Below are 9,249 nucleotides of genomic sequence, written 5' to 3' on the forward strand. Positions count from 1 at the left end.
GTCCCGGCCCCCGCTCCGCTGCGGCTGCCCGACTACGGCCTGCTCTGCCCGCTGCACGGCGCCGAGGGCTGTGCGGTCCCCGAACCCGTGGAACTCGCCGCCCTGCACGCCGAGTTCTGCGCCCCCGAGGCGCTCGCCGACCCGGTTGCCGCGGCCCCGCTGGACGCCGTCACCGCGCACGCCCTGACCGGCCTGCTCGCCGCCCACCTGCGCTCCGGCGAGACCGGTGACCGGCCGGGCCTGGCCGGCGCCGTCGAGCGAACCCTGCACGCCGTGCTCGCCCGGCTCTCCGCCGCCCCCGCCGCACAGCGCGATCCGCTGGCCCGGCTGGCCGCCGAGCACGCCCACGCGGCCGGCGCGCTCCGGATGCAGGACGGCCGCAACGCCACCGCGATGGCCTGCTACGACCGCGCCCTCACCTGGGCCGGGCTGGCCGCGGACCAGGCCACCCAGGTCGGCACGCTCAGCGACATGAGCATCCTGGCCCGGCTGGACGGCGACCCGGTCGCCGCCCTCGGTTACGCCCGCGAGATCGAACGGGTCGCCCCGGACCGGCACTGGGCCGGCGCGATGGGCCGGATCAGCCGGGCCCGGGCGTACGCACTCACCGGCGACGTGCGGGCGACCGTCCGGCAGGTCGACCTGGCCCGGACGCACCTGGACCACATCGGCGCGGAGGACGAGGTGGACGTGCCCTGGCTGTCCATCGCCTCGATGCGCATGCGGGTCGAGTCCGCCGCGGCCGCCGCGCTGCGCGACCTCGCCGCGGCCACCGACGACCCCCGGCTGGCCCGCCGGGCGCTGAGCGCCACCGAGACCGCCCTCGGCCAACTCGGTCCGGACCAGCTGCCGTCCAGCCGTCTTCTCTTCATCGTCCGGGCGGCCGACTGCCTCGTCTGTGCGCACGACCCGTCGGCGGCCGTCGAACTGCTCGGCCCCGCCCTGGAGACGACCGGTGCCACCGCCCTGCCCGCGCTGGTCGAGTACGAGCTGCGCGGTCTGCGCGACCGTCTCACGGCGCACGCGCCCCGTGCCGCCCGCCGACTGGCGGAGCCGGCCCGCTCCTGACCCGGCGGTGGTGTGAGAGGGGTGGCGACTGCCGTCGGGTTTGGCCGGATCGGTATCCGCGCGGGGCAGCGCAGAAGGGGCGCACAACAGCGCTTGCCGTCCTGAACAGCCACGGTCGCGCACCGTCAACTCCGGCGCTTTCTCGAAAATGCGCCCCCTTCACGCCATTCAGACGTCAACTTCGTGCGCGTATAGTCCGCCGATCGGGTCATTCATGGAGTTAAAACGTCGAATGACTGTCGCGGCACGCGTCTGCCGCTAGAGTCTCTGACGTTTCCAGTCGTTAGTCCGCGAAGAACGGGGGGCGCGTGCTGTCAGCCATTGCCCGCCGGCTCGCCCATCCGCTGCTGCTCCTGGGTGTGCTGTGCACGGCCGTCGCGACCCTGCACTTCCACTGGGCGCCGGATCGGGTCTCCCCGCTCTTCCTGGTCGCCACCATCGGATATCTGGCGATCCTGGAACGGGTGATCCCGTACCGGGCCGACTGGCATCCGAGTCGACGTGAACTCGGCTGGTACAGCTTCTACTTCGTACTGAGCATGGTCGGCGGAGGGCTGGCTCAGGGGCTGGTGTCGACGCTGGTGGAACTGCTCGGCCCGGCCCACCCGGCGCTGCCGTTCGCGGTGGAGATCCCACTCGCGCTGCTGGTCGGCTCGCTCGGCGACTACCTCGTGCACCGCTGGTCCCACCGCAACCGGTGGCTCTGGCGGCTGCACGGGGTGCACCACGTCCCGGACAAGGTGAACGTCGCGAACAACGGTGTGAATCATTTCCTGGACGTTCTCCTCGCGCAGTCCGTGGTCCAACTGTCGTTGGCTCTCATCGGATTCTCGCCCGATTCAGTGTTCGTGGTCGGAATATTCGTCCTGGCCCAGGGGTATTTCGTCCACGCCAACATCGACGTCCGAATCGGCCCGCTCGGCCATGTCCTGGCCGGCCCGGAACTCCACCGCCTGCACCACAGCACCGACCTCGCCGAAGCCGGCCACTACGCCTCCGATCTCTCGCTCTGGGACCACGTGTTCGGGAGCTTCACCTGGCGGCCCGGCAGAGCGCCGAAGGCCGTCGGCCTCACCGACCCGGTCGCGTTCCCCGCCACGGGGGAACTCGGCGCCACCCTGCTGCACCCCTGGCGCCGGGTGAAGACCACCGAGCAGTCCGTCTGAACCCCGGCCCGCGAGGCCGCCCCACTCTCCCCGTGACCGCGGCGCCATGCCATCACCCTCGGATTGGATCATGACCTCCTCGCCCTTCGCCGTGTCCCGCGAGCGCATCGCGATCACCGGTATCGGCTGCCGCCTGCCGGGACACGCCAACGACCACCGGACCTACTGGCGCAACCTGATCGAGGGCCGGGACTGTCTCACCGAGACGCCCGCCGACCGCTACGACATCGGCACCCTGGGCAGCAGGGACCGGGCCAAGCCAGGGCGGCTGATCGGCGGCCGGGGCGGCTACATCGACGGCTTCGACACCTTCGACCCGGACTTCTTCGGGATCAGCCCGCGCGAGGCCGAACACATGGACCCGCAGCAGCGCAAGCTCCTGGAGGTCAGCTGGGAGGCGCTGGAGGACGGCGGCCTGCGCCCCGGCGAGCTGGCCGGCCGGGAGGTCGGCGTCTACATGGGCGCCTTCACCCTCGACTGGAAGATCCTCCAGTTCGCCGACCTCGACTTCGGCACCATCGCGGCGCACACCGCCACCGGCACCATGATGACGATGGTGTCCAACCGGATCTCGCACTGCTTCGACTTCCGCGGGCCCAGCGTCTCGATCGACACCGCGTGCAGCTCCTCGTTGGTCGCGGTCCACCTCGCCTGTCAGAGCCTGCTCCGCGGCGAGACCGAACTCGCCCTGGCCGGTGGCGCGTTGCTGCACATGGCGCCGCAGTACACGATCGCGGAGACCAAGGGCGGCTTCCTCTCCGCGGACGGCCGCTCGCGCGCCTTCGACGCCTCTGCCGACGGCTACGTCCGGGCCGAGGGCGTCGGCGTGGTCGTGCTCAAGCGGCTCTCCGACGCGCTGCGCGACGGGGACCCGGTGCACGCCGTCATCCTCGGCACCGGTGTCAACCAGGACGGCCGCACCAACGGCATCACCGTCCCCAGCGCGGACGCCCAGGTCACCCTGATCGAGCGGGTCTGCGCCGAGGCCGGGGTGCTGCCCGGCAGCCTCCAGTACGTCGAGGCGCACGGTACCTCCACCCCGGTCGGCGACCCGATCGAGGCCGCCGCCCTCGGCCGGGTGCTCGGCATCGGCCGCCGCGCCGGGGAGCGCTGCTACGTCGGCTCGGTCAAGACCAACATCGGGCACACCGAGGCGGCGGCCGGCGTCGCCGGGCTGATCAAGACCGCGCTCGCGATCAAGCACCGCCGCATCCCGCCGCACCTCAACCTGGAGCAGCCCAACCCCGGCATCGACCTGGACGCGCTGCCGTTCGAGATCCCGACCGCCCCGGCGGACTGGCCCGAGCACCGGGGCCCGGCCCGTGCCGGCGTCAACTCCTTCGGCTTCGGCGGCACCAACGCCCACGTCCTGCTGGAGGAACCGCCGCAGCCCGGGCCCACCACACCGGTCGCCGGGCCGGCCCGCACGGTACTGCCGCTGAGCACCAAGGACACCGCCGGACTGCCCGAACTGGCCGCCGCCGTACGGCAGGAGATCGCCGGCGGGACGTCCCTGGCCGACCTCGGCCACACCCTGGCGCGCCGCCGCCAGCACCTGCCCGAGCGGCTCGGAGTGGTCTACTCCACCCGGGAGGACCTGGACGAGGCGCTGGCCGCGTACGAGCGCGGCGAGGAGCACCCGCGGGTGGTCCAGGGCCGTGCCCGGAAACGCCGGCAGCGCCGGCTGGCCTGGGTGTTCACCGGCATGGGCCCGCAGTGGTGGGGGATGGGCCGGGGGCTGTACGAGCACGAGCCGGTCTACCGGGAGGCCGTGCAGGCCGTCGACCGGGAGATCCGCGCGCAGGCCGGCTGGTCGCTGCTGACCGAGCTGGGCCGGGACGAGGCGGACTCCCGGATGGCCGAGACCTGGCTGGCCCAGCCTGCCAACTTCGCCGTCCAGGTGGGGCTTTCGGCGCTCTGGCGGAGCCACGGCCTGATCCCCGACGCGGTGGTCGGCCACAGCACCGGTGAGGTCGCAGCCTTCCACGAGGCCGGGGTGTACGACCTGGCCGACGCCGTGCGGGTGGTGCTCGCCCGCAGCACGCTCCAGCAGCGCCTGGCCGGTACCGGCACCATGCTCGCGGTCGGCCTGCCGGAGGCCGAGGCCGAGCGCCGGATCCGCCCCTACCGCTCGCAGGTGTCGCTCGGCGCGGTCAACAGCCCCTTTGCGGTGACCCTGGCCGGGGACACCGAGGCGCTGCGCGAGCTGGCCGAGGACCTGCGGCAACAGGGCGTCTTCGCCCGCCCGCTGGACGTCGAAGTCCCGTACCACAGCGTGCGGATGGACCCGATCCGGGACGAGCTGGTGGCCGCGCTCACCGCCGTCAAGCCGCAGGAGACGCGGCTGCCGCTCTACCTCACCGGCCGTGAGGGGCTCGCCCGCGGGCCGGAGCTGGACGGCGAGTACTGGTGGCAGAACGTCCGCAACCCGGTGCGCTTCCGGGCCGCCGTCGAACGGATGGCCGAGGACGGGCACGGGCTGTTCCTGGAGCTCGGCCCGCACCCCGTGCTCGGCCACGCGATCCGCGAGTGCGCCGAGCAGGCGCACACCCTGCCGTCGATCCGCCGGCAGCAGGACGAGCCCGAGCGGTTCGCCCGAAGCCTCGCCGAACTGCACACCCTCGGCGTCGAGTTGAGCTGGGAAGCGCTGCACCCGGCCGGCCGCCCGGTGCCGCTGCCGGCCTACCCGTGGCGGCGGGACCGGTACTGGGTCGAGCCCAAGCCGGTCGAGCAGGTCCGGCTCGGCCGGCTCGACCACCCGATGCTCGGCCGCCGCACCGCGAGTGCCCAGCCCGGTTGGACCAGCGCGCTCGACCCGGAGCGGCTGCCCTACCTGACCGACCACCGGATCGAGGGCCAGGTGGTCTTCCCGGCCGCCGGGTACCTGGAGATGGCCGCCCAGGCCGTCCGCGCCCTGACCGGCGGCACCGAGGTGACGCTGGCCGAGGTCGAGCTGAACCGGGCGCTGTTCCTCTCCGAGACCGAGCCCGTTCCCGTCCAGCTCGGCTACGCGCCGGAGGACGCCCGCTTCACCATCGCCTCGACCCCGGCCGGCGGCGAGCCGAGCGTGCACGCGAGCGGACGGGTCCGCACCGGCCAGCGCCGCTCCTACGGGCCCGCACTGGACGCGGACGCACTCCGCGCCCGGGGGCGGCACCTCGACGGCCCGGACTGCTACCGGCAACTGGCCGAGCGCGGCTACGACTACGGGCCCGCCTTCCAGGCCATCGCCGAGGTGTGGGTGGGGCCCGGCGAGGCACTGGCCCGGATCCGGCCGACCGGGCGGCTCGGCCCGGACGCGGCGGACCACCACCTGCACCCGGTGCTGCTGGACGGCTGCTTCCAGACCCTGCTCACCACCCGGCTGGACGCGCCGGAGGGCGGCAGCGTCCGGCTCCCCGTCTCGATCGAGGAGGTCCGGCTCGACGAGATCGGCGACCGCCCGCTGTGGGTGCACGCCACCGTCACCCGGGACAGCGGCGAGGAACTCGTCGGCGACCTCGCGCTCCACACCGAGGACGGCACCCCGGTCGGGAAGGTCACCGGCTTCCGGGTCGCCGACGTCGCCCAGGCCCCGAGCTCCGTAGGACTGGCCACCATCGACGGCTGGCTCACCGAGGTCGCCTGGGTGCCCGCCCCCGAGCCGGCCGTGGACGAAGCCCCCGGCGACCTGCTGCTCTTCGCCGACCGCAACGGCCTCGCCGAACGGCTGGCCGCACTGGCCGCCGGGCGCGGCGCCCGCTGCCACCTGGTCCGGCCCGGCACCGGGTACCGGCACGGCGAAGGACACTCGACCGTGCGGCCCGACTCCGCAGAGGACATCCAGCGGCTGTTCGCCGAGCTCGACCCAGGCTTCGGCACCGTCGTCCACCTCTGGAACCTCGACCAGCCCGCCCTGGCCGCCACCGCCGCCGACCGGCTCGGCCCGCTCGCGACCCTCGGCGCCTACTCCCTGATCACCCTCGCCCAGGCCCTGCCCGCCGCCCGCCCGGAGGGCCGGCTGCACATCGTCACCCGGGGCGCCCAGCCCGCCACCCCCGGAGACCGGGTGGAACCGCTCGGCGCCCCCGCCTGGGGTGTCGGCCGGGTGCTGTGGCAGCAGGAACTGGTCGCCCAGCGCGGCACCCTGATCGACCTCGACCCGGCCGTCGACGCCGTCGGCCAGGCCGAGGCACTGCTCGCCGAACTCGCCGCCGGGGACGAGCAGGAGATCGCCCTGCGGTCCGGCGGCCGGCTCACCAGCCGGCTGCGACAGGCCGAGGGCCTCACCCGCCCGCTGCCCCCGGTCCTGCGCCCCGACGGCAGCTACCTGGTCACCGGGGCCTTCGGCGCCCTCGGCCGGCTGCTCTGCCGCACCCTCGTCCGGCGCGGCGCCAGGCGGCTGATCCTGGTCGGCCGCACCGTCCTGCCCGAGCGCTCCCAGTGGGCGCACACCGACCCGGACAGCCCCGTCGGCGAGCGGATCGCCTTCCTGCGCGAACTCCAGGCGCTCGGCGCCGAACCGCTGCTCGCCCCGGTGGACGTCACCGACGAGACCGCCCTCACGGACTGGCTCGCCGACTACCGGCAGTGCCAGAGCCCGCCGATCCGGGGCGTGTTCCACCTCGCCGGGCAGGTCAAGGACACCCTGCTGGCCCAGATGGACCGCCCGGCCTTCGACGCCGGCTACGCCCCCAAGGTGACCGGCGGCCACCTGCTGCACCGGCTGCTGCGCGACGAACCGCTCGACCACTTCGTGCTGTTCGCCTCCGTCGCCTCGCTGCTCACCACCGCCGGGCAGACCAACTACGCGGCCGGCAACGCCTTCCTGGACGCCCTCGCCCACCACCGCCGGGCCGAGGGACTGCCCGGGCTCAGTCTGGACTGGGGCCCCTGGGCCACCGGCATGATCGAGGAGCTGGGCCTGGTCGCCCACTACCGCGACGCCCGCGGCATGAGCTCGCTGCCGCCGGACGCCGGAACGGCGGTCCTGGAGCGCGTCCTCGGCCAGGACCGCGCCCAGCTGCTGGTCGCCACCGTGGTCGACTGGCCGACCTTCCTCTCCTGGTACCCGGCGCCGCCGCCACTGGTCGCCGACCTGGCGGCGAGCGCCGCCGAGCAGGCCCCGGCCGAGACCGGCGGCTTCCTGGACGCCTACCGCGCGGCCGACCCGCAGGCCCGCCGGGACCTGGCCACCGAGCGGTTCACCGCCGCCGCTGCGGCCGTGCTGCGGATCGGCGCCGAGCGGATCGACGCGGAGACCAGGCTCGGCGCGCACGGCCTGGACTCGCTGCTCGCGATGGAGCTGCGCGCCAGGGTGCACGGCGAACTGGGCGTCGCCCTGCCGGTGGTGGCCCTGCTCAGCAACGGCACCGTCGGTGACCTGGTCGACCTGCTCGCCGAGGGCCTGGCCGAGCGGCTCGCCGCCGACGGCGGCCCGGCCGAGGCCGAGGTCGAGCTGTACACCGACGAGTCCCGCTTCCCGCTCACCCACAACCAGCAGGCGCTCTGGTTCCTGCGCCTGCTGCACCCGGACGGGTTCGCGTACAACATCGGCGGCGCCGTCGAGGTCCGCGCGGAGCTCGATCCGGAGCTGATGTTCGCGGCCTTCCGCCTCCTGGTCGCCCGGCACCCCGAACTGCGCGCCACCTTCACCGCCGAGGACGGCCGCCCGGTCCAGAGCATCCGGGAGGAGGCCGAGGCCGACACCGGGCTGTTCGACGTCGAGGGACGGCCCTGGGAGGAGATCCACGACCTGATCGTCCGTGAGTACCGGCGGCCGTACGACCTCGCCGGGGACCCGCTGGTACGGCTGCGGCTGTTCCGGCGCGGGCCGGACCGCTGGGTGCTGATGAAGGCCGTCCACCACATCGTCTCGGACGCGATCTCCACCTTCACCTTCATCGAGGAACTGTTCGAGGTCTACGAGGCGCTGCGCCAGGGCCGCACCCCGGAACTTCCCCCGGTCCCCGCCCGCTACCTGGACTTCCTCAACCGCCAGAACCGCTTCCTGGCCGGGCCCGAGGCCCGGCGGATGCTCGACTACTGGCGCGGCCACCTGCCGGCCGAGGTGCCGGTGCTCTCACTGCCCACCGACAAGCCGCGCCCGGCCGTGCAGACCCACAACGGCGCCTCCGAGTTCTTCCGGCTGGACGCCGAACTCACGGCCAGGGTCCACGAGCTGGCGCGGGCCAACGGGGCCACCCCGTTCATGGTGCTGCTCGGCGCCTACTACCTGCTGCTGAACCGCTGGTCCGGGCAGCCGGACATCGTGGTCGGCAGCCCGGTCACCGGCCGCACCCAGGAGGAGTTCGCGTCCGTCTACGGCTACTTCGTCAACCCGCTGCCGCTGCACGTGAGCCTGGCCGGGGAGCCGACCGTGGCCGAACTGCTGGCCCGGGTGCGGGAGAGCGTGCTCGGCGGCCTGGACAACCAGGAGTACCCCTTCCCGCTGCTGGTCGAGCAGCTGGGGCTCCAGCACGACCCGAGCCGCTCCGCGGTGTTCCAGGCGATGTTCATCCTGCTCACCCACAAGGTCGCCGTGGAGCGCTTCGGATACCGCCTGGAGTACATCGAACTCCCTGAGGAGGAAGGACAGTTCGACATCACGCTGTCCGCCTACGAGGACCGTGCGGACGGCTGCTTCCACTGCGTCTTCAAGTACAACTCCGACCTCTTCGAGCCCGCTACCGTCCAGCGGCTGGCCGCGCACTACCGCAACCTGCTGGACGCCATGACCCGCGCCGCCGAGGGCGAGCCGGTCGGGCGGCTGCGGATGCTGGGCGAGGCCGAGCGGCGGGAGATCCTCACCGGCTTCAGCGGCGCCGAGCGTCGGATCGAACACGACACCCCGGTGCCGGAGCTGATCGCCAAGGCCGCCGCCGAGCGACCGGAGGTCGTCGCGGTGGTCGCGCCCGGCCGGGACGGCGTCCGCCGACTGACCTACGGGGAACTGGACCGGAAGGCGCAGCGTGCCGCCGGACGACTGCGCGAACTCGGCGTCGGCGAGGGCTCGGTGGTCGCGGTCTGCCTGGAC

The 9,249-nt window shown here is 73.6% G+C and carries 3 protein-coding genes; all 3 read left to right on the forward strand.

Translation table 11 applies throughout. The features are described 5' to 3' along the window. Positions 1-1,068 (forward strand): XRE family transcriptional regulator (locus ACFU7Y_RS32995; RefSeq protein ID WP_380770577.1); only part of this gene is annotated, 1,068 nt, incomplete at its 5' end. Positions 1,069-1,376: 308 nt separating this feature from the next. Further along, positions 1,377-2,234 (forward strand): sterol desaturase family protein, encoded by an 858-nt coding sequence (locus ACFU7Y_RS33000; RefSeq protein ID WP_224278058.1) that lies wholly within the window; start codon positions 1,377-1,379, stop codon positions 2,232-2,234. A 70-nt stretch (positions 2,235-2,304) separates the two neighbouring features. Then, positions 2,305-9,249: condensation domain-containing protein (locus tag ACFU7Y_RS33005; protein ID WP_380770578.1), on the forward strand; the 6,945-nt coding region annotated here is incomplete at its 3' end.

The sequence above is a fragment of the Kitasatospora sp. NPDC057542 genome, from assembly GCF_042801945.1.
Lineage (GTDB): Bacteria > Actinomycetota > Actinomycetes > Streptomycetales > Streptomycetaceae > Kitasatospora.